Annotated in this window: 14 protein-coding genes and 2 tRNA genes; 8 read left to right on the top strand and 8 right to left on the bottom strand. The window is 63.3% G+C overall.

Going from position 1 to position 20,494, the window contains the following annotated elements; genetic code table 11:
* The first annotated feature begins 220 nt into the window (after positions 1-220).
* Positions 221-2,269 (top strand): TRAP transporter substrate-binding protein DctP, encoded by a 2,049-nt coding sequence (gene dctP, locus QUV18_RS13390; RefSeq protein ID WP_300894435.1) that lies wholly within the window; start codon positions 221-223, stop codon positions 2,267-2,269.
* Between the two features lie 191 nt (positions 2,270-2,460).
* Here dctP and QUV18_RS23570 read toward each other — a convergent pair whose 3' ends face one another.
* A complete protein-coding gene (locus QUV18_RS23570; protein WP_366914658.1) occupies positions 2,461-2,667 on the bottom strand; it encodes a DUF5710 domain-containing protein in 207 nt (68 codons plus the stop codon).
* Positions 2,668-3,320: 653 nt separating this feature from the next.
* On the opposite strand from QUV18_RS23570, the gene QUV18_RS13385 reads away from it, so the two are divergent.
* Positions 3,321-3,394: transfer RNA gene (locus QUV18_RS13385), tRNA-Gly, on the top strand.
* A 357-nt stretch (positions 3,395-3,751) separates the two neighbouring features.
* Positions 3,752-5,548, top strand: a complete 1,797-nt coding sequence (locus QUV18_RS13380) for an ABC transporter transmembrane domain-containing protein (protein WP_300894434.1) — start codon at positions 3,752-3,754, stop codon at positions 5,546-5,548.
* Between the two features lie 22 nt (positions 5,549-5,570).
* On the opposite strand, the gene QUV18_RS13375 is transcribed toward QUV18_RS13380, so the two are convergent.
* Genes QUV18_RS13375 through QUV18_RS13360 form a run of 4 tightly spaced genes read right to left on the bottom strand, consistent with a single transcriptional unit; the run spans position 5,571 to position 13,193 of the window.
* Positions 5,571-6,881, bottom strand: a complete 1,311-nt coding sequence (locus QUV18_RS13375) for an aspartate aminotransferase family protein (RefSeq protein ID WP_300894433.1) — start codon at positions 6,879-6,881, stop codon at positions 5,571-5,573.
* Positions 6,882-6,893: 12 nt separating this feature from the next.
* Complete coding sequence (locus QUV18_RS13370; protein ID WP_300894432.1) at positions 6,894-9,305, bottom strand: FAD-dependent oxidoreductase; 2,412 nt, start codon at positions 9,303-9,305, stop codon at positions 6,894-6,896.
* Positions 9,302-11,692: an FAD-dependent oxidoreductase gene (locus QUV18_RS13365; RefSeq protein ID WP_300894431.1), complete on the bottom strand. Its 2,391-nt coding sequence runs from the start codon at positions 11,690-11,692 to the stop codon at positions 9,302-9,304. Before QUV18_RS13365 ends, QUV18_RS13370 begins: the two co-directional genes overlap by 4 nt.
* Positions 11,676-13,193, bottom strand: coding sequence for a trimethylamine methyltransferase family protein (locus tag QUV18_RS13360; protein ID WP_300894430.1), 1,518 nt, complete (start codon positions 13,191-13,193; stop codon positions 11,676-11,678). The genes QUV18_RS13365 and QUV18_RS13360 overlap by 17 nt, the downstream gene beginning before the upstream one ends.
* A gap of 82 nt (positions 13,194-13,275) precedes the next feature.
* Here QUV18_RS13360 and QUV18_RS13355 point away from each other — a divergent pair, with 82 nt between their 5' ends.
* Positions 13,276-14,268 carry a LysR family transcriptional regulator gene (locus QUV18_RS13355; RefSeq protein ID WP_300894429.1) on the top strand — a complete coding sequence of 331 codons (993 nt, stop codon included), beginning with the start codon at positions 13,276-13,278 and terminating at the stop codon, positions 14,266-14,268.
* A gap of 12 nt (positions 14,269-14,280) precedes the next feature.
* On the opposite strand, the gene QUV18_RS13350 is transcribed toward QUV18_RS13355, so the two are convergent.
* A tRNA-Cys gene (locus QUV18_RS13350) sits at positions 14,281-14,354 on the bottom strand.
* A gap of 146 nt (positions 14,355-14,500) precedes the next feature.
* On the opposite strand from QUV18_RS13350, the gene QUV18_RS13345 reads away from it, so the two are divergent.
* From QUV18_RS13345 to QUV18_RS13335, 3 genes are all read left to right on the top strand, one after another.
* Positions 14,501-15,154: a protein-L-isoaspartate O-methyltransferase gene (locus QUV18_RS13345; RefSeq protein WP_300894428.1), complete on the top strand. Its 654-nt coding sequence runs from the start codon at positions 14,501-14,503 to the stop codon at positions 15,152-15,154.
* A gap of 30 nt (positions 15,155-15,184) precedes the next feature.
* Entirely contained in the window at positions 15,185-16,594 is a 1,410-nt protein-coding gene (locus QUV18_RS13340; protein WP_300894427.1) for a TolC family outer membrane protein, read from the top strand.
* Positions 16,595-16,666: 72 nt separating this feature from the next.
* Positions 16,667-17,716, top strand: a complete 1,050-nt coding sequence (locus QUV18_RS13335; protein ID WP_300894425.1) for a hypothetical protein — start codon at positions 16,667-16,669, stop codon at positions 17,714-17,716.
* Here QUV18_RS13335 and QUV18_RS13330 read toward each other — a convergent pair.
* Both QUV18_RS13330 and QUV18_RS13325 read right to left on the bottom strand, forming a co-directional pair.
* Positions 17,713-19,173: a cobyric acid synthase gene (locus tag QUV18_RS13330; RefSeq protein ID WP_300894423.1), complete on the bottom strand. Its 1,461-nt coding sequence runs from the start codon at positions 19,171-19,173 to the stop codon at positions 17,713-17,715. The genes QUV18_RS13335 and QUV18_RS13330 overlap by 4 nt on opposite strands.
* Positions 19,174-19,379: 206 nt before the next feature.
* The gene (locus QUV18_RS13325; RefSeq protein WP_300894422.1) at positions 19,380-19,712 is read right to left on the bottom strand and encodes a DUF6280 family protein; all 333 of its coding nucleotides are present in this window, start codon (positions 19,710-19,712) and stop codon (positions 19,380-19,382) included.
* A gap of 218 nt (positions 19,713-19,930) precedes the next feature.
* Here QUV18_RS13325 and efp point away from each other — a divergent pair, with 218 nt between their 5' ends.
* Positions 19,931-20,494 (top strand): elongation factor P, encoded by a 564-nt coding sequence (efp, locus tag QUV18_RS13320; RefSeq protein ID WP_300894421.1) that lies wholly within the window; start codon positions 19,931-19,933, stop codon positions 20,492-20,494.

Genomic DNA, 20,494 nt, shown 5'->3' with positions numbered 1-20,494 from the left:
TTGCAGCTCAAAACGCAACCGCCTGAGTGTCCGGTGAAATGGGGGCAAGATCACTGAGCTTGAGCGAAGGTCTGGATTGGCGGGCTGCACCGCAGCATTGAGACGGATAATTGAGTAACCGCTTTGGGCCGGTCTCGGTCTTAGAAAATGCTGCGGCGTAGTTGGGTGATTTCATGGTGGAACTATGATATACTTAAAGTAGATTTAAGATTTTGGGGCGATGATTTTGCGAGAGTTCGTTCCCTTTTTTGCCGGCCGCGTAGTGGAAGAGTTGATGCGCCCTGCGAACATCCTCATTAACAAATGCCGACGAAGGCTGCTTCTGGCCTTTTTGTCAGGGTTTGTTTCGGTATCGTCCGCAGCTTTTGCACAGACGGATCAGAAGACGATCTCGCTTGTTGCGGAGACACCTAGGTCGGTTGGACAGTCGGCCTATGTCAGCGTGCTCACCGACGAACTTGCTTCAGCTGGGTTCGAACTCGCAGGTGATGGAAGACTGGTGCTCATTGGCCGCGGCGAGGTCAGGGGCGTAGTCGCGAAGAACGACGGCACGCTCGGTTTCGCATTCCTGCAAAACCAGATTGGAGAAGGGGACGCCGCAGCGGCACTCCTTTCTGCCCCCGGCGCTTTCGGCGGCCTCAGCGAACAACGAGCGGTGACACAAGGAGTTATTGGTGACGCCGCACGTGACGAAGTTAATGGCGAAGGCGTCTTTGCCCTGCGCCTATGGCCACACTCAACAAGCTCACTGGTAAGTCTTACGCAATTAGCTTCCATCGATGATTTCATAGGCAAGAAGACTGTCACCGCAGATCCCTATTCTGTCGCGTTCGTTGAAAGCCTTGGCGCGGCACCTATGCAGATGGAATTTGCCGAAGTGGTAACTGGGCTCATGGTGGGAGCCGCTGACGCGGCAATTCTTCCGCAAAGCGTTGTTGGAGATGATGTTTTTGAACTATTTTTGGATGGAACTGTCGTTCCAGAGTACAAGACGCAAATCGGAGTAACGCTGGTTTCTTCTAGCTGGTGGCAGACGCTTACCGCTGGAGAGCAGCGAAGATTGCTTGCTGCACTTGACGCAGCTGAAGCCGCAGCAGCTGCGGCTGTTCAGGAGTCGACGGATCAGGCAGTAGATCAGGCGCTCGAGCGCGGAATTCAAACCGTTTCGTGGCGAAGCTTTGAGGCATCTGACATCCGTGGGGCTGTGAGCAACTCGATTTCACAGAACTCAAAAGTTGATGCTGAGCCGATCCTGCAACTTCGCGACGAAATAAAGGAACTTGAACAGCAGCTCGATCAAGATAGCGATCCGAACGATTCCGAAGAGAAAGGTTCGCTGGAGAAGCCAGCAAGAGTATTTTTTGCCTCCAACAGACGTTTCGATCCGGGTGAGCAGATGTTGATCGATCGATTTGCTAACACCGAAGACTCATCGAATACTCTCAGATGCGGAGAGCTGACGCCGCCCGGCGTTGGCCGTATTGGTAGCGTGCAGGAGCAAGTTAGGCTACTCGGGGGAGCGGCCATTACTGAAGGTGATGCGTGCATAGGTTTGATATCGTCAGCCGTGCAAGACACTGGTGGTCAAGTTCTGATCCATGTTCACGGCTATAGAAACACCTTCGACGACGCAGTTCGCGCCGGCCTAGCCTTCTCTCGCGACGCAGAGATTGAAGGTGTAGTCATCGTGTGGTCATGGCCGTCGGCTGGAGCGTTCAAAAGTTACCTGTTTGATGAGGAAAGCATTGTGATTAGCGAACCATTATTTAGTTCGTTCGTCATTGATCTGGCGACTACTGACGGGGTCGAGCAGGTCGATTTCGTCGCGCACAGCATGGGCTCTCGCTTGTTGGCCAACCTGATGCGGGACGAATGGATCGGCCAACCATCGGCCGTGGCCTTGGCGGCACCAGACGTCTCGAGACATTTCTTGAAGCAGGCTGTTCAAACCGCGCAATCCGCTGCAGTTACGCTACTAGCTACAGAGGGGGATTTGGCACTGCTGGCATCTCGAAAGATCCATGCCCGGACCCGCGCTGGCCAGGCGGAGCCGCTATTCCTGATCTCTGGGATGGACACGATTGACCTCACCGCATTCGACCGTTGGTGGGCAAATAACCACGGGCATGCGTTCTTAGAGCGCGAGATAGTTGCTGACCTTGCGAGACTGTTCAAAGGCGAATGGACAGCTGTATCGCGTGGCCTGCAGCCGTTTCCGTCCCCGGGGTCGGATATTGAACACTTTCGCATCGGCCCAGACGGCAGCTAGACGTCAAGTCTCAAGCCAAAATGCATCTAATCGATGAATATGACGCGATCCAGTCATTGCGGAGATGTAACTGCAGCAATCTCCACGAACGGCGGCAATGCGAAAGCTGCGCTGCGGCGGTTTTGGGTGCGATGAACGGCGGGTTCGGGCCAGCTGCTGACTGAGCGTCCGGCTGTCACTGGGTTTTGCGCTTAATCGGAGAGAAAGCCGGCTGCGCGCGCCTTCTGCAAGGCACTCTGCGCATCCGATGGCAACCACCAAGTCCTGGCTTCAGGATCCCAGCGAGCACCAAGACGCTTAGCTTCATCCTTTCTGGCAAAAGGAACTGTCAGGGAAGTTTTCACCTGTGTACTGGAGCTAGAGGAAGCGACGTTACTTTCGCTTCGGGCATACCTCATACCCGGAAGTTTATGGCGCTTCTTGTCCAGCTTGTAGAGTGCCTCCTTGATCCTAGGGTCGTCAAGACTTCGTAAGTTCACCGTGCCAACCCAAGACGGTACTGATATCCAACGCCATGTCCTATAGGTTCCTGGAGCCCGGATGGGAACAAGGGCGTCCTTAAGGGTTCCGTCAAGCTTGTAGACGTCCATCAGTATAGAGGGATTACCGAAGTACGGGGGCGGCCCGGTAAACCTCCCAACCGCAATTACTCGAGCGCATGTCGCGCCCCAGGTTATGCGGCGCAACCAGAAGTCCGGTCCGCCATTGGCATTCAACATTTCAAAAACGTTTTGGCCAGTGTGCTCTGCCCAGTCAGCCATGGTCGCTCGGCGTTTTGCGTGTTTCGTCGATGATACCCTCATCATAATTTGATTTCGAGACTTAGGAAGCATGGGTGAATAAGGAAAAAGTAAGTACGCGAGCGCAAGCCGACACTGCTCGCAACTTCGAAAGCTTACTCGGCCTTAAAGAATAGCGTTGGGCTTACCCGATTTACTGCCACGGCAGGAGGCAAAGCAGCGTTCAGTTTTTTCCGGACATCATGTCCTGGCGGTTCTCGACGTGGCCCTTGACCCTTTTATCTGCATGAAATATTGGTCTCCAGTGTTGAGCGGGCGTTGTGTAATGGTAAGACCTCAGCCTTCCAAGCTGATGATACGGGTTCGATTCCCGTCGCCCGCTCCAAAAATTCTTTTCCGACAATCTGCCGACAAATGCCTCCCAATGTGTTGATTTAGTATTTGAAATCATGAAATAAATCTCAGACTTCGCATCTGTCTTCCAAGCTGATGATACGGGTTCGATTCCCGTCGCCCGCTCCAGGTCTGCTCGAGTAAGTGTGTTCTGCGCTGTCCGGCCCGCTGCTGGATCGGCGCATTTTGACGACTTCCCCCCCCAGTCCGCTTTCTGTTCCATTCAAGGTCGGCCGGGCGTTGCCGTCCGTGTTCCGGGTGCGGCCCATTGGCCGGCGATGGCAAGAGGCCTTGACCCATGAGCATCGTCCGGTCAAGAAGCCCGGAAAGCGAGATACGAGGGCAGAAAATGGTGCGCAGGGCCGAAAACGGCGCGGATCGGATCGAACGGGACAAGTCCAGGAGCGTGGGCTCACTTGCCGAACTTTGGCCGTTCATGAAACCCTACAAGATGCTCGCCGGTGCGGCGGTGCTGGCCCTGATCCTGACCGCTACCGTCTCGCTCATCCTGCCCATGGCGGTGCGCCGGGTGGTGGACAATTTCCGTGCCGAAGACGGCGCGCTGCTTGACAGGTACTTCATGGCCGCGATCGTCATCGCCGGTCTGTTGGCCATTGGCACTGGGCTTCGTTACGCCCTTGTTTCAAGGCTGGGCGAGCGGGTGGTGGCTGACATTCGCAAGGCCGTCTTCGGCCGTGTGATCGGTATGAGCCCGGCCTATTTCGAAAACATCATGACCGGCGAGGTGCTGAGCCGGATCACAACGGACACCACGTTGATCCTGTCGGTGATCGGGTCCTCCGTGTCGATCGCGCTGCGCAACCTGCTGATCTTCGCGGGCGGACTTGCGCTGATGCTTGTCACCTCGACCAAACTCACGCTGATGGTCCTGTTGATCGTGCCGGTGATCATCGTCCCGATCCTGACGCTCGGGCGCCGCCTTCGGCATCTCAGCCGCGAGAACCAGGACTGGATCGCGCGGAGTTCCGGAAATGCTTCGGAAGCCCTGACCAGTGTCCAGACGGTGCAGGCCTTCACCCATGAAGGCGCGAGCCGCGACCGTTTTGGCGAGGTGACCGAGGAAAGCTATGCCTCGGCCCGCCGCCGCATCTCGACCCGCGCCCTCATGACGATCATCGTCATTTTCCTCGTCTTCACCGGAGTGGTCTGCGTGCTGTGGATCGGTGCGCGCGACGTTCGGGCTGGCGGCATGAGCGTGGGGACGCTGGTGCAGTTCGTGATCTATTCGGTCATGGTGGCCGGTGCGGTGGCCGCGCTGTCGGAAATCTGGGGCGAGCTGCAGCGCGCCGCCGGGGCGACCGAGAGGCTGATCGAATTGCTGAGGTCCGAGGACGCGGTTCAGGATCCGGCCGAGCCCCGTAGCCTCCCGGAAAGCGTGCAGGGGGCGATCGGTTTCCACGATGTGAGTTTCACCTACCCATCGCGCCCGCAGACCGCGGCGCTTGACCATCTCAGCCTGTCGATCGCGCCGGGCGAGACGGTGGCCATCGTCGGCCCGTCGGGGGCGGGGAAGACCACGATCATCCAGATGATCCTGCGCTTCTACGACCCGGAGTCCGGCACAGTGACCCTCGACGGCGTGCCGCTGAACGAGATGGCGCGGCCGGAGTTTCGCAAGGCGCTGGCGCTGGTGCCGCAGGACCCGGTGATCTTCGCCGCGTCCGCGCGCGAGAACATTCGGTTCGGTCGGCTGGATGCCTCGGATGAAGAGGTCGAGGCTGCCGCCAGGGCCGCCGCTGCGCATGACTTCGTCGCCGCCCTGCCGGACGGCTACGACACCTATGTCGGCGAACGAGGGGTAATGTTGTCGGGCGGGCAGAAACAGCGCATTGCCATCGCCCGCGCGATCCTGCGCGACGCTCCGGTTCTGCTGCTCGACGAGGCAACCAGCGCGCTCGACGCCGAAAGCGAACGGGCGGTACAGGACGCGGTGGACAGGATGGCGCGCCGCTGCACCACGATCATCGTGGCACACCGGCTGGCCACGGTGAAGAAGGCCGACCGGATCATCGTGATGGATCAGGGCCGGATTGCCGCCGAGGGGACCCATGACAGCCTGGTGGCCGAGGACGGACTCTACGCCCGGCTGGCCCGGCTGCAATTCACCGACGGGCAGGCGGCCTAGCCGACCGTTCTGTTCGGCCGGCTCAGCCCAGGGCCGAGAAAGCCCGGTCGAGCCCGTCGGCCACCTCGTCGACATCGTCGAGAGACAGGCACATCGGCGGCACCATCCGAAGAACCGACTGTGTCGGCCCGGATTTCGACAGGATCAGCCGGCTTTCGCGACAGGCCTCGAACACGGCCGAGGTCGTCTCCCGGTCGGGCTCCTTTGTATTGCGGTCCTTGACCATTTCGATGGCCAGCATCAACCCGCGGCCGCGCACGTCGCCGATGGCCTCGTGTTTCTGCTTCAGGTCCTGCAGCCGTTCGAGAAGGGCCGCCCCGACGGTGCGGGCGTTGAGCTGAACCTTCTCCTCGCGCATCACCTGAAGCACTGCCCGGCCCGCCGCGCAACTGGTCGGGTTGGCACCGTATGTGTGGAAAAGGAACTTTTCGGCCATCGGTTCGGCGATCTCGCGCTTCGTCACCACGGCGGCGAGTGGGAAACCGTTGCCGATGCCCTTGGCCATGACGATGATGTCGGGGATCACACCGTCGGCCTCGAACCCCCACATGTTGTCGCCGGTTCGGCCGAAGCCCGATTGCACCTCGTCGGCGATGTAGAGGCCGCCGGCCGCGCGCACCCGCTCGGCCGCGCCGGACATGTAGCCCTCGGGCATCGGGATGATGCCGCCGTAGCCCTGCACCGACTCCACCAGCATGCCAGCCAGTCGCCCGTTGGTGGCGGTGGCGATGGTGCGATCAATCTCGTCGAGATAGGGCGCGGCGCCCGCGTTCTCGCCGAAGATGCCGCGATACTGGTTGGGTTCGGCCACGAAGGCCACGTTGCCCGGCATACCGGGATGGCGCCAGCCGGAAATGCCGGTGACGGATTGTGCCGCCGCGGTGGGCCCGTGATAGGCGGTGCGCAGCGCCAGCAGGTCGAGATTGCCGGTGTGGGTGCGGGCGATGGTCATGGCGAGGTCGATCGCCTCGGCGCCGGAATTGCAGAAATGCACGACCCAGTCGGGCCCCTTCGGGAGGGTTTCGACAAGCTCCTCGGCCAGGTGGGCGGGCACCGGGTGGTAGAACATCGTGGTGCAATGGGTCAGCTCGGCCGCCTGTGCCTGTGCCGCCTTCACGACCGTCGGGTGGGAGTGGCCGACCGAAATGCAGACATTCATGCCCAGCAGGTCGATATACTTGTTGTCCTCAGCGTCCCACAGATACTGCATCGAACCCTTCTTGAAGACGATCGGGTCGCGAAAGGGCACGAATTTCTTCAGCGTCGCGGCATAATAAGTGTCGCGGCGGCGGGCCGTGCCTTCCGTGCTCCAGTCGGTGGCAAGCTCTGTCATCTCATCTCTCCTTCAGGATCGCAGTCGGGTGTTGTCGGGGTCGAAGGGCGGGCGGTCGAGCACGTTGGCGTCGAAGCGCTGGTCCAGGATATCGACGGTCAGGCCCTCGCGCAGGCCGCGGGTGCGCAGGTAGGCCAGCGCCAGTGTCAGGCCGGTACGGTGGCCGTGGGCGCCTGAGGTGACGATGCCGACGGGCCGGCCTTCGTGGCGCACGGTATGGGCATAAAACGGGTCGAGCGTACCGCTCTCGAGGCGGAGCAGCACCATCTCCCAGCGGTCGGGGCTCTCCATGCGCTGCAAAAGGTGCTCGCGGCCGGGGAAGTCGCGGTCCTCGGTGCGGATCAGGGAGCCAAGGCCCGCCTCGTCCGGTGTGCGCTCGGTCGTCAGGTCACTGCCCCAGGCCCGGTAGCCCTTCTCGAGCCGCATGGCGTTGGCCGCGTAGGCACCATATAGGCCGATCCCGTGAGGTTGGCCGGCCGCCTCCAGCGCGTCGAACAGCCGGGGCAGGTCGGCGGCGCGGGCATGAAGCTCCCAGCCCAGTTCGCCGACATAGGAGACCCGAAGCGCGCGAACGGTGACATCTGCGACCGTGATCTCCCGCACGGTGAGCCAGGGGAAGCCGTCGGTGAGGTCGGCATCGCAGACCGAGGCCAGGACCGCGCGGGATTGCGGGCCCATCAGGCCGATCACGCCGATCTCTTCGGTGACGTTGCGCAGGCGGACGTCGTGGCGGGCGGCGTGAGCTCTGAGCAGGTCGTGATCCATCTCTTCCGCCGCGGCGGCGCTGGTCAGGTAGGCCGCGTCCTCCGCCAGCCGCGCGACGGTGAATTCCGAGGCGACGCCGCCCACGGGGGTGAGCGTATGGATCAGCCCGACACGGCCCAGGGCAGGAAGGCGGTTGGCGCCGAGCGTGTCGAGGAAGTCGGCCGTGCCCGGGCCAGTGACCTCGAACTTGGAGAAAACTGACAGATCGGCCAGTGCCACCCGGTTGGTGAGGCCTTCGACCTCGCGCACGACCGGGTCGAACCAGTTGGTGCGCTGGAAGCTTTCATGGGCCACGTCGCCGGGCGTGTCGGAGAACCAGTTGGGCCGTTCCCACCCATGGGCCGCGCCCATCACCGCGCCGCGGGCCAGCATCCGGTCATGCAGCGGCGACAGGCGCAGGTTTCGGCCGGCGGGGCGCTCTTCGAACGGGTAATGCACGCCGAATTGCAGGCCGAAACACTCGATGGCCTTGGCGACGCGGTACTCGCGGTCGGCCCATGGCCCGAAGCGGCGCGAGTCTACGGCGAGCGCATCCATCGGCGGCGCGCCGTGGGTCATCCAGTGGGCCAGGAACCATCCCGCGCCGCCGCCCTCCATCACCCCCATCGACGAGCCCGTCAGCAGCCAGCCATTCTCGACCCCGTGCGCGGGGCCGATCAGAGGGTTGGCATCGGGCGTAAACGTGATCGGGCCGTTGATGACCGACTTGACCCCGCCGGTTTCCAGCGCCGGCACGCGGGCCATGGCCGCCTCGATGATATGCTCCACCCGGTCGAGGTCGGGCGGCATCAGGTCGGCGCCGAATTCGGGCGGCACACCGTCGACCGACCAGACCTGTGCTTCCTTCTCGTAGGGGCCGAGGATCAGCCCGTCACGTTCCTGCCGGACGTACCAGCTTTCCTCTGGGTCGCGGATGATGGGCAGCTCGGGCAGGCCTTGCGCGATCCGGTCGGCAACCGCTGGCACCGTATCGGTAACGAGATACTGGTGCAGCACGGGAACTGACGGAATGTTGAGGCCCATCATGTGCCCGATCTCCCATCCCCAGGTGCCGGCGGCGTTGACGAGATGCTGGGCGCGGAATGTCTCTTTCGGCGTTTCCACGCGCCAGATGCCGTCCTCGCGAGTGATCGACATCACCGGATTTTGCCGGAGGAACCTGACGCCGCGCGCCTTCGCGCCTTCGGCCATGGCCTGCGTCGCGAGGGTCGGGTCGACATGGCCGTCATCGGGTTCGTATATCCCGCCCAACAGGCCATCGAGCCGCGCCAACGGGTGCAACTCGGCGATACGTTCCGGCGTCAGCACTTCCAGTGGGTAACCTGTGAAATCAGACAAGCCTGCAACATGGCGAAACTCGTCCATCCTGTCCGGGTTGCGGGTTACCCGCATTGCGCCGGACCGGTGGAAACCGCAGTTCTGACCTGTTTCTTCCGGCAGAATATCGCGGTAAAGCCGCACGGAGGTGGCGCGCAATTCCTGGATGGTCGCGTTATGGGCGAAATGCGTGCAAAGCCCCGCCGCGTGCCACGTGGACCCATGGGTCAGGTCGTTCTTCTCGGTCAGAACCACGTCGGACCAGCCAGCCTTGCCCAGGTGATAGGCCAGCGACACGCCCATCGCGCCGCCGCCGATGATGAGAACCTGCACGTCGGTCATGCGCGCATCCTTTTGCCTTCGGGGTCATGGGGCGGGCGGGCCAATGGTCTGGCTTGGTACCGCTGGCCGGCTATTTCGATCTCGAAGCGCCGCCCGGTCATCGGGGCGTCTGTCACCTCGACCATCGCGAAGGCCAGTGTCAGCCCGGTACGCGGCCCACGGGCACCGGAGGTGGTAAGGCCGACGATCCGGCCGTCTTCCCACACGGGTTCGTCATGAAGCACGAGCGGACCGCCCTCGACCTCGCAGAGCACGAGACGGCGGGCAAGTTGCCCGCGCTGCGCTTCCAGTGCGGGTTTGCCGGTGAAATCCTTCGACCAGTCGATATTGAACCCCAGCCCCGCCTCGAGCGGGGTGATCTCGGGGCCCACATCATGGCCCCAATGGACGAAGCCTTTCTCGATCCGGCACCCGTCGAGCGCATAATGCCCCATCGGGCGGGCACCGCTTTCGATGAGGGCATCAAAGAGTGTCGGAGCATCTTCATTGCGCACGCGTAACTCCCAGCCCAGTTCGCCGACGAAGCTCAGCCGGGTCGCGAAGGTCTCGACACCGGCCACGGTGACGGCGCGGGCATGGCCGAAGGGCATGCCGGGCCATTCCGGGGTGAGCGCGCGCAGTGCGTCGCGGCTACCCGCGCCCATCACGCCGATCACGCAGAAACCCTCGGTCATGTCCGTCACGGCCATGCCGTCGAGCGCGCGGCGGAAAAAGGCAAGGTCGCGCCAGCGGGTCGCGGCGGCGGTGGTGATGTCGAACTGGTCGGGCTCGCGCCGGGTCACGGTTGCCTCGACTTCTATGCCGCCGCGGGGGTTGAGGAACTGGGTATAGACGGCCCGCCCCTCGGCCACGTCCAGTTGCGCCGGGCAGAGCCGGTTGAGTTGGTCCAGCGCGCCGGCCCCTTCGACCCGTAGCTTGGTGAAGGGCGTGAGGTCCAGCAGCACCGTGCCGCGTTCCATCCGCGCCGCCTCGCGTGCGGCGAGGGGCCACCACGGCTGATCGCCGGTGGCATAGGGCAGGGTGTGCTCGTCGTCGGTCTCGGCAAACCAGAGCCCGCGCTCCCACCCGGCGGTCAGGCCGAAGACCGCACCCTGCGCCTGCCACCGGTCGTGCAGGGGCGAGCGGCGCAGATCGCGGCCGGCCTTTGGCTGCTTGTAGGGCCAGTGCAGGGTGAAGAGGTCGGCCACGGCCTCCTTCATCCGCTCCGCCATGTGGGCGGACGTGGCCGCCAGCGGGTCGGCCCGGGCGACGTCCACCTCCCACGCGTCCATCGGCGGATGCCCGTCTTCCATCCAGTCGGCCAGAAGCCGACCCACGCCGGCCGAGGACATCACCCCGACCGAGTTCATCCCGGCTGCGACGTAGAGCCCGTCCACCCCCGGCGCGGCGCCGATCAGCGGGCGCGTATCGCTGGTAAAGCTTTCGGGCCCATTCATGAAATGCTGGATACCGGTGTGGTCCAGAGCCGGGACCAGCTTGAGCGCGGCCTCCATGAAGGGGGTGAACTGTTCCCAGTCCTCGGGCAGTTCGAGGAAAGGCCGGTTGCCCTCTGGCCCCTCGGGATTCCAGCACTTGGCGTCGGGCTCGAACCCGCCGATGACCAGCTTGCCGGTATCCCCCTTGATGTAGACGCCTGAATCAAGGTCGCGCAGCACCGGGAAACCGTCGAATTCCTGCCGCGGCTCGGTGACCACGTACATATGCTCGACCGGTTGCAGGGGCAGGGCGAGGCCGGCGGTTGCCGCCAGCCGCTTCGACCATGCGCCACAGCAAAGCGCGATCTGGTCTGCGTGAAACTCGGGGCCGTCGTCAAGCACCACCCCACGCACCCGGTCGCCTTCGGTCAAAAGCCGGCTCACACCGGTGTTTTCGCGGATTTCGACGCCATTGGATCTTGCCGCACGGGCGTAGGCCATACACAGGTCGACAGGGTTGACGCTGGCATCCTCGGCCACGGCCATGACACCGTGCAAATGGTCGGTCGACAGGCAGGGGAGGGCTGCGCGGAGGGTGTCGGGCGTGATCATATCCGGCGACAGTCCGAAATGCCGCCCCAGCGCGGCAATGCGGTGCAGTTCGTCCATCCGCTCGGGAACCTGCGCCAGCCAGTAGCCGCCGGTGACGCGATAGCCGGTGGATAGGCCCGTCTCCGTTTCCAATCTCGGGAACAGCTCGCTGGCATACATCGCCAGACGGGTCATGTTGGGCGTGGCCCTGAGCGGCCCGACGATGCCGGCGGCATGCCAGCTGGTGCCCGAGGTCAACTGGCTGCGTTCCAGCAGTAGCACGTTTTCGGCCCCCCGCCGGGCCAGGTGATAGGCCAGAGACAGGCCCACCGCCCCGCCGCCGATGATGACGGTGCGCCGCGCCTCAGAAGTAGTCGGCATCCGCGACCTCCAGCTTGCGGCGCGCGATGTATTCCTTCAGCGCATCGTCGATGTCGGGATCGAGGCCGGGGTCCTCGTAAGCTTCCAGCCTGGCCTTCCACAGCGCGTTGGCGCGCTGTGCGATGTCGAGGCCGCCTGCCGCCTTCCATTGTTCAAACGAGTTGTTGTCGGGCAGGTCGGGTCGGAACAGGGCCGAGAGGAAATTGGCCTGCGTATGCTCCGAGCCGAGGAAATGCTGCCCTGGGCCGGTGGCGGCGATGGCGGCCATGGCCTGCGCGTTCTCCGACAGGTCGATGCCGGCGAAGAACCGCATCATCTTTCCACACAGGTCGGCGTCAATCATCGTCTTCTCGAACCCGGTGACAAGCCCGCCTTCCAGCCAGCCGGTCGCGTGGTTGACCACGTTGACCCCCGCGAAGAGCGCCATCATCAGGCCCCATGTCGCCTCCTGCTGGCTTTGCGCGTCGGGCAATTTCGAGGCCGACAGCGTGCCAACCGAATGCAGCGGCACGCCAAGGCGGCGGGCGAGTTGCCCTGCGGCGAGTATCATCTGCCCCGCTTCGGGCGTACCGAAGGTGGGCGCACCAGACTGCATCGACATGGTCGAGGCGAAGGAGCCCATCAGGCAGGGTGCGCCGGGGTTGATAAGTTGGACCAGCGTCAGGCTCGCCAGTGCCTCGGCCAGAACCTGCGCCAGCGTGCCTGCCACGGTCGAGGGACTCATCGCTCCGGTCAGTGTCCACGGTGTGCAGGCGACGGGCTGACCGGCGCGGGCATAGGTCTTGAGGGCGCCGGACATGTGCGAATCCATAACAAGCGGCGCGTTGGTGTTGGAAACGCAGTAGAGCACCGCGTTCTCTGCCACGTAGGCCTCGCCGAACAGGATGCGCGCCATGTCGATCGCGTGGCTGGCCCTCTCGGCTCCGAGGAATGCGCCCATGAAGGGCCGGTCGGACCAACGGATATGGGCATAGAGCATGTCGAGGTGTCGCTTGTTGGCGGGCAGGTCGACCGGCTCGCAGACGACGCCGCCGGAATGGTGCAGCCACGGGATCGTCTGGTGCAGCTTCACGAGGTTGATGAAATCGGGATAGGTCGCGTAGCGTCGCCCGTGGTCGAGGTCGTGCACGAAAGGTGGCCCCCAGGAGGGGCAGAGCACCGAGGCATTGCCGCCGATCTGAACGGAGTTCGCGGGGTTGCGGGCATGTTGCGCGAACTGCGCCGGGGCGGTGGCCTTTATGGTCTCGCGGCAGAAGCCCGGCGTGAAGCGGACCCGCTCGCCATCGACGTCGCATCCGGCCTTGGCGAAAATCCTCAGGATCTCGGGGTCGTCGCGAAATTCCATGCCGGTTTCGGCGAGGATCCGATCGGCATTGGCCTCGATGATCTGCAGGCCTTCTTCCGCCAGGATGGGCAGCGGGCCGACATTGCGGTCGAGATACGGCGCGCGGGGTGACCCGGCTCTGGCCTCCTCACTGCGTCGCTTGCCTCTGCGTGTCACGATACTCTCCCTGATAATGTCGGGAGGATGGACAAAACCCACCCGCTCGGGCAATGAAAACGCGACAGTATTAGGAACTCTAATGAAGCTGCCGAAAATCACCACCCGGCTCGCCTCTGACCGGAACCTGCTGACGGCGCTGGAAGTCTTTGTCGCGATTGCCGAAACCCGGCAATTCACCCAGGCCGCGCGGCTGATGGGAATGACGCAATCGGCTGCCTCCCAACAGCTTGCCTCGCTGGAGGCGGCCTGCGCCGCGCGGCTCGTCGACCGTACGGTGCGGCCGGTGCGCCTCACCCAGGCGGGCGAGCTTTGCCTGCGACACGCACAGCGCATCCTCAACTCCGTAGAGGATCTCGCCACCTCGATGCGCCACGAAGGGCCGCAGCCGATCAATGTTCTGCGGATGGGTATGCTGGCCTCGATCGCCACCACCCTGACCCCGCCGCTCGTTCGCCTGCTGAAGTCCGAGATCGCGGTCGAGGACCTGACTCTTCACGCGGGCCAGAGCGGAGATCACGAGACGCTCTTGCGCACCAAGCGCGCCGACCTGGTGATCACGTCTAACCCGTTCTACGATATGGACGGGCTCGAGCGGCACGATGTCCTGACCGAGAATTTTCTTCTGGTGCTGCCGCAAAGTTACATCGGTCCCTCACGGCGCCTGCAGGACATCCTCACCCATCTGCCGCTGGTCCGCTTCGCCGCCACCACCAGCGTGGGCCGGCGCACCGAACAGCATTTGCGCCGTCTCAAGCTGACGGCTCCGCGGGTGATCCAGGCCGACCGGTCGAGCATGGTGACGGCCTGCGTGGCCGAGGGGCTGGGGTTCACCATTCTCACGCCCAGCCTGCTGATCGACGGCTTTGTCGAGCGGATGCCGCTCGTGGTCCGTCCCTTGCCCGGTCCGGGATTCTCGCGATCTATCAAGGTGGTGGCCCGCACTGGAGACCTCGGCACTCTGCCAGAGCGTATCGCGACCCTCGCCGCCGGCGAACTGGCAGCTCAGATCGACCAGCAGATGGGGCAGGTTGGGCGCGCGGCCATCACGCTTGCCGATCCCCTTGCAATTTGAGCTTCGGGCAGGTGGAGGCGAGTACCGGAATCGAACCGGTGTACACGGATTTGCAATCCGCTGCGTCACCACTCCGCCAACTCGCCGTCTCTCAAGTGGTTGCATCGAGTTATATGATCGGCCAGCCTTTCGCAAGGCCCGAGAAGGGGCTTCGGGGGTTGATTGACATTGTGGGTTGGGGGGATATGTGTCAGAACGTTCGAGACAGGACTGAACGCAAGAGTTTAGCAACATGACTGACTACGCTGCCCGCCGGACGATGATGGTCGACACTCAGATTAGGCCGTCCGACGTCACGAAGTTTCCGATCATAAATGCCATGCTTTCGGTGCCGAGAGAGGCCTTCGTACCGGAACATCTGCGCGAAGCGGCATATATGGGAGATAACGTTGATCTTGGCGGGAACCGTGTTGTTCTCGACCCGCGAACCCTGGCCAAGATTCTCGACGCGCTCGACATTCAGCAAGATGAACTCGTGCTCGATATCGGCAGTGCGCTCGGCTATTCGGCGGCCGTCATGGCACATATGGCCCAAGCCGTCGTCGCCGTCGAAGAAGTCAAGGAGATGGCAACCGAGGCGCAGTCGCTTCTGCCGGAACTTGGCGCCGACAATGTCGCGGTGCACGAAGGTCCGCTGACCGAGGGTGCCGCCGAACACGGCCCGTTTGACGTAATCGTGATCGAGGGCGCCGTGGCGCATCTGCCCGAAAGCCTGACGGATCAACTCAAGGACGGCGGGCGTATTGCCTGTCTTTTCATGGAAGGGTCCTTGGGCGCGGTCCGCATCGGTTATAAGATTGACGGAAGGATGACGTGGCGTTTCGCATTCAATGCCGGCGCGCCAGTGCTACCAGGGTTCGAGCGACATACTGCGTTCACTCTTTAACGATAATCAGTACGGCAGGAGAGCGCTGATATGAAAGTTACGTTCAAGACGCGCGTATTCGGTGCCATCTCCGCCGTGATGATCGGGCTGGTTCAGCCGATTGCTGCAAACGCGGAAACCCTGGCCGACACGCTGGTCAGCGCCTACGAGAACAGCGGCCTGTTGGAGCAGAACCGTGCACTGTTGCGGGCGGCCGACGAGAGCGTCGCCCAGATCGTCTCGGAACTGCGGCCGATCATCAACTGGTCCGCCGACATCACCCGTACCTTCGGGACCACGCGGTCGGGCGGTATCACCGGCGGGGCCGACAGCAACGACCTGAATCTCGGCATCTCGCTCGACCTGCTCCTGTTTGACTTCGGGCGCACCAATCTGCGCCTGCAGGCGGCCAAGGAAACCGTGCTCGCCACGCGGGAATCGCTGCGCAACATCGAGCAGCAGGTGCTGCTGCGGGCCGTGGCCGCCTTCATGAACGTCCGCCGCACCAGCGAGCTGGTTTCGGTGCGCCAGAACAACCTGCGCCTGCTGCGGCAGGAATTGCGCGCGGCCAACGACCGGTTCGAGGTGGGCGAGGTGACCCGCACCGACGTGGCGCTGGCCGAAGCGCGGCTGGCCTCGGCCCAAAGCGGGCTGGCCACGGCGCAGGGCGACCTGACTCAGGCGGTCGAGGAGTTCCGCAACGCCGTGGGCCGCGCGCCGGGCCAATTGCGCGCGCCGCAAAGCCTGCCGAACCTGTCCGGCAACATCGACGCGGCCAAGTCCATCGCTGTGCGCAACCACCCCGATATGCGCAAGGCGCAATATGACGTGGCCGCCGCCGACCTGACCGTGGCCGCCGCCGAAGCCGCGATGAAGCCGAGCGTCAGCCTGACCACCCGGCTCGGTGCCGGGGAAGAGATCGACGGTACCGATTATACCCGCTCGGGCAGCATCGGCGTGACCGTCTCGGGCCCGATCTACCAGGGCGGTCTGCTCAGCTCGGCCAAGCGGCAGGCGATGGCGCAGGCCGACTCGCTGCGTGGCGCCCTGCACGTGGCCCGTAAGCAGGTGATCGAGGATGTGGGCAACGCCTACGCCATCCTCCGCGCCGCCCAGGCCAGCCGTCAGGCCGGGCAGGAGCAGGTCCGTGCCGCCCGCGTCGCATTCCGCGGCGTGCGGGAAGAGGCCAAGCTCGGCGCCCGTACCACGCTCGACGTGCTCGACGCGGAACAGGAATTGCTCGACGCGCAGGCGGGCCTCATCTCGGCCGAGACCGACCTCTACATCGCGGCCTATACCGTTCTGGAAACTATTGGCGAGCTAACGGCGAAGGACCTGCGCCTGAACGTCCGCACCTATGACCCCGCGACCTATTACGACCTCGTGAAGGACGCCCCGGTGCCGATCAGCCCGCAGGGCCAGAAACTCGACCGTGTGTTGCGCGCGCTAGGGAAAGAATAGAATCCTCCCTAAATTGTTGTGCGAATTGGCCCCGGGCGATAAACTGCCCGCAGGCAAGAATGGTAATTGAGCATGTCAGACCCCGTAACGAATGTCGAAATCGAAGACGTTCTGTCATCCATACGTCGTCTCGTCTCAGCCGATGACCGCGATGGTACGCAACAACATCGTCAAACGGCCGAGGCGGCGCCGCGTCCACAGGAAGCGCGGCTCGTGCTGACACCGGCACAGCGGGTGGACGAGCCCGAAGACGAAGATGCATCTGCCGACATGGATATCGAGGCGCCCGAGGCCCGCCAGTGGGACGTGGACCGATCCGACGGAATCGAAGATGCAGAAATCGTCGAGACCCCCTCTCGGCTTCAGGACGCCGACGCGGAAATTCTGAAGGATCTTCCGCAGTTTATCCGACGGGGGTTCGGGGATCAGGACACCAGGCCCAGGACTGACCGCGACGCGTCTGAGTTTGCCGGGCAGAGCGGCCCGAAACCGGAGGCCAGGGATGGGCTCGGCAATGACCGGGACGCCGCGGATGTTGATCTTGCCCTTTCCGAGACTGTCGCGGAGGCAGATGATCTGGGGGCCGTGGATGACTTGGCCGATTTCGACGGTTTGTCGGAAGACGCCACGGACGAGATCGACCTGAAAGAGCTTGAAGCGCGCATTGCGGGTTTCGAGACGGCCGTGGCCGAGAAGGACGACGAGTGGGAGCCGGACGGATCCTCGGACTGTGACTACGCCGCCGCCCCGCAAGCGCCCCTTCCCTGGCAGGATGTCGAGGAAGACGACACGGCAGAGGACCTGTCGGCCTATGCATATGATCCTGAACCGGAGGCCGAACCCGCGGCCCCGCTGGCGCAGGACAGGCTCGAGGAGGCGTCATCCGCATCGGTGGAACCTGACAGCCTTGATGAGGGCTCCCAAGGTCCGAAAAACGTGGCTGACGACTCTGGCTGGTACTCCGATGATGCCGTGCTCGACGAGGAAGCGCTGCGCGACATGGTTAGCGAGATCGTCCGACAGGAGCTTCAGGGCGCTCTCGGCGAGCGGATCACCCGCAATGTCCGCAAGTTGGTGCGCCGCGAGATTCACCGCGCGCTGATGACCCAGGGAATCGATTAGGCGTCTGCCCCCACCGGTTCGGCCAGCTTCAAAAGCAAATCCACGTCGACATGCGCCTCGATATGGTGGGCGAGCGCGTCGAGCGCCTGGTCGACGCTGTCGGTGAAGAACAGGTCAGACGGCGCGCCCAGCTCTTCCAGGTACCGCGCCCGGAACCCGTCTGACGCAAACAGCCCGTGCAGGTAGCACCCCCGTACGCGCCCGTTCGCACTGGCCGCCCCCTCGGCCCTGCCGCCGATATCCAGCCACGCCCGTGTACAATCGGGCCCGGTGGTTTCACCCAGGTGAATCTCGTACCCCTCGACCGCGCCACCGGTCGGCCGATACGTGGCCCGCGTCAGCGAAAGGTGCTTCTCGGGCAGCATTACCGTGGAGACGTCGAGATGCCCCAGCCCCGCCACCTCGCCCGGTGCGCCTTCGATGCCCTCTGGGTCGGCTACTGTCTGCCCCAGCATCTGGTAACCGCCGCAAATCCCCATCACGTGTCCACCGCGCCGGATATGGGCTGTCAGGTCGATATCCCAGCCCTGCGCGCGGAAATGGGCGAGGTCGGCAATGGTCGACTTGCTGCCGGGGATCAGCACGAGGTCGGCATCGCCGGGGAGGGGGCGGCCTGGCTCAATGATCTCGACCGTGACATGCGGTTCGCCTGACAGCGGGTCGAGGTCGTCGAAATTGGCGATCCGGCCCAGCCGCGGCACGGCGACCCTGAACCGCCCGCCGGGGCGGTTCTTGAGGTCCATGACGTCCTCGGCCGGCAAGCGCCAGGCGTCCCCGAACCAGGGCAAGACACCCAGCGATGGCCAGCAGGTACGCCGCTCGATCTCCGCCAGACCCTCGTCGAACAGGCTCACGTCGCCTCGGAACTTGTTGATGGCAAACCCCTTTATCCTCCTGGCGTCTTCCGGTTCCAGAAGCGCCTGCGTGCCGACGATCTGGGCAATAACTCCGCCACGGTCGATATCGCCGACCAGGATTACGGGCACGCCCGCCGCCTCGGCAAATCCCATGTTGGCGATGTCGCCCGCCCGCAGGTTGATTTCGGCCGGGCTTCCGGCGCCTTCGACCAACACGATATCGGTATCGCGGCCGAGCCGGTGAAAGCTTTCAAGCGTCGCCTTCAGGAGTCTCGGTTTGCGCGCCGCATAGTCCCGCGCCCTCAGTGTGGCGAAGCGCTTGCCCTGGACGATGACCTGTGCACCGGTATCGGTCTCGGGTTTCAGAAGCACCGGGTTCATGTCGGTATGCGCAGGCTTGCGCGCTGCCAGCGCCTGCAAGGCCTGTGCCCGACCGATCTCGCCACCGTCCACCGTGACGGCAGCATTGTTCGACATGTTCTGAGGCTTGAACGGTGCCACGTTGAGCCCGCGATTGGAGCAGGCCCGCGCGAGGCCGGCCACGATCATGGACTTGCCGACATTCGAGCCGGCGCCTTGAATCATGATCGATCTTGCCATGCCGCACCCTCATCCTGCGCCGTGCCGTGATACTAGGCGCAACTGCGCGGGGGAAGCCATGATCGTCCCGACCGGACCGTACTGGGTCAGCATCGTGCGACTGGCGCCCCTAGGTTCAACGCCTAACGTTGCGGAATGCCACTCGGAAAAGAAAAAGCCCTGCCGCAGGGGGCAGGGCCTTTTCGTCAAGTCAGGAAAAAGAAGTGTCAGGCAGCTTCGGCATGAGCGGCCAAGGCCGCGGCAGCATTGCGGCGCTCGCTTTCCTCGCGCGACAGCGCGACGGACGTGCGAACACCTTTCGACACGAATTCCATCAGGCCGGTCACAACCCGCTCGTTGGGGTCGATGCCGGCACAGCTCAGCACTTCGCGCCCGTCGCGCGAGCGCGCCCACCGGGCGATCTGTTCCGGACCGTTGCCATATTTCTTGTCGTCAGAAATGGCATCGTCCAGCGCGGCCAGTACAACGGCCGCGAAAAGTTTGCGAGCACGGTTGCCTTGTTCGGCATTGAAGGCCGTGCCGTCAACGAAATCTTTCATGATTCGTCCTTGCTTTTATTGCTCTTGTCTTTTCGGCGTGGCGATGGTTATGACGAAGTTTGTTCGATTCGGATAGCCCTGTACTGCATAGCTTGGTTGCATTTCTTGCATATCATTCTGCACCTGCAGCACGAGATTTCGTCGTCTTGCCCACCTTTGCATCCCCAGATATAGGGATGTGCCAAATATGATCAACCTTTTGACATGGGAAAGTCACGATGCCCAAGATCAACGGAAACGAAATTCGCCCCGGCAACGTGTTGGAGCACAACGGCGGTCTCTGGAGCGCCGTGAAGGTCGAACATGTCAAACCCGGCAAGGGCGGCGCCTTTGCGCAGGTCGAGATGCGCAACCTGCGCAACGGCTCGAAACTTAACGAGCGCTTTCGCAGCGCCGACAAGGTCGAGCGTGTCCGACTCGAGCAGAAGGACCAGCAGTTCCTTTACGAAAGCGACGGTATGCTGATCTTCATGGATGCCGAAAGCTACGAGCAGATCGAACTGCCGGCCGACATCCTCGGCGAACGCCGCCCGTTCCTGCAGGACGGCATGACCATCACCGTGGAATTCTACGAAAGCGAGGCGCTGAACGCCACGCTGCCGCAGAAGGTGGTCTGCAAGGTGGTCGAGACCGAGCCAGTGGTGAAAGGCCAGACGGCGGCGAACAGCTTCAAGCCCGCGGTGCTCGACAACGGGGTCAAGGTGATGGTGCCGCCCTTCGTCGGCCCCGACGAGGATATCGTCGTCAACACCGAGACGATGGACTACGCCGAGCGCGCCTGA

Origin of the sequence: Roseovarius sp. (assembly GCF_030373445.1) — a bacterium.
Taxonomy (GTDB): domain Bacteria; phylum Pseudomonadota; class Alphaproteobacteria; order Rhodobacterales; family Rhodobacteraceae; genus Roseovarius.
The sequence above is the reverse complement of the archived record's forward strand: the minus strand, read 5'-3'. Positions and strand labels throughout refer to the sequence as shown.